This window comes from Photorhabdus africana, assembly GCF_035181445.1.
Taxonomy (GTDB): domain Bacteria; phylum Pseudomonadota; class Gammaproteobacteria; order Enterobacterales; family Enterobacteriaceae; genus Photorhabdus; species Photorhabdus laumondii.
Genome location: NZ_JAXBVE010000189.1, coordinates 1 through 448, shown reverse-complemented (window position 1 = coordinate 448; position 448 = coordinate 1). Strand labels below are relative to the sequence as shown.

At 52.5% G+C, this 448-nt stretch carries 1 protein-coding gene; it reads right to left on the bottom strand.

What is annotated here, in order from left to right:
- A partial coding sequence (locus tag SLS51_RS23350; RefSeq protein WP_323840856.1) for a zincin-like metallopeptidase domain-containing protein occupies positions 1 to 448 on the bottom strand: 448 nt, incomplete at both ends.

The window sequence follows — 448 nt, the reverse complement described above, 5'->3', positions numbered from 1 at the left end:
AAAGCGGTTTAACCGGGACGGATGGCCAGTGGCATAAACCAGTTGATGCAACAAGTCATGCCAGTATTGTGAATCTTCAACGTAGTCCCGCCGGACAGGCAGCTCAATACGGTCATGAAATGGTCGGTAAACGGGCACGATGCCCGACCGATGAACCACCGGGATCCCACTGGCCGTCACCAGTTGCTGAACAGCGGTAAAACCGGGAGCCGGACGCGGAGGTAAAGGAAAACCGGGTTGAAGTTCTGTCGGCAGTCCTTCACATTGTTCCAAATTAATGACACGTATCAGCGACATTGAAGGCCGGTAACGGACGATGGTTGTCGGTTTTTCACCGTTGACCACCCATCCGCCTAACGCTCTTAACTCATCACCGGTTAACCAGCGGTTAGATATCAACTGCCGCTGCAACATAGTTTGCCAGAGCAACAGCACATTGATACCGCTA